This is a genomic window from Psychrobacter sp. W2-37-MNA-CIBAN-0211 (genome assembly GCF_040309405.1).
In the GTDB taxonomy this organism is placed as follows: Bacteria; Pseudomonadota; Gammaproteobacteria; order Pseudomonadales; family Moraxellaceae; genus Psychrobacter; species Psychrobacter glaciei.
Window position 1 is genome coordinate 1 of sequence record NZ_JBEOOU010000339.1, and the last position, 259, is coordinate 259.

General features: G+C 41.7%; 1 protein-coding gene. It reads left to right on the forward strand.

What is annotated here, in order from left to right:
* Positions 1-259: acyloxyacyl hydrolase (locus AAEY72_RS15450; protein ID WP_352311488.1), on the forward strand; the 259-nt coding region annotated here is incomplete at both ends.

The window sequence follows — 259 nt, forward strand, 5'->3', positions numbered from 1 at the left end:
ATATCACCCTCAAGGAATGCAAAATTTTGTCGGCGATGCTCGTTTTTATTTAGAAAGCAGCGTTAACGTGTGGCAATACCGCCATGATCAACAATCACAATCCAACGTGGTCTTGGCTGTGTCACCGGTGGTGCAATTTCCAGCATTTAGTGTATACAACACCCCCTTTTATGTAGAGGCTGGCATTGGTTTTTCATTACTTGATGAGCGCTATTTTGCTGGTAAAAACCTAAGTACTCACTATCAGTTTGAAGATAGT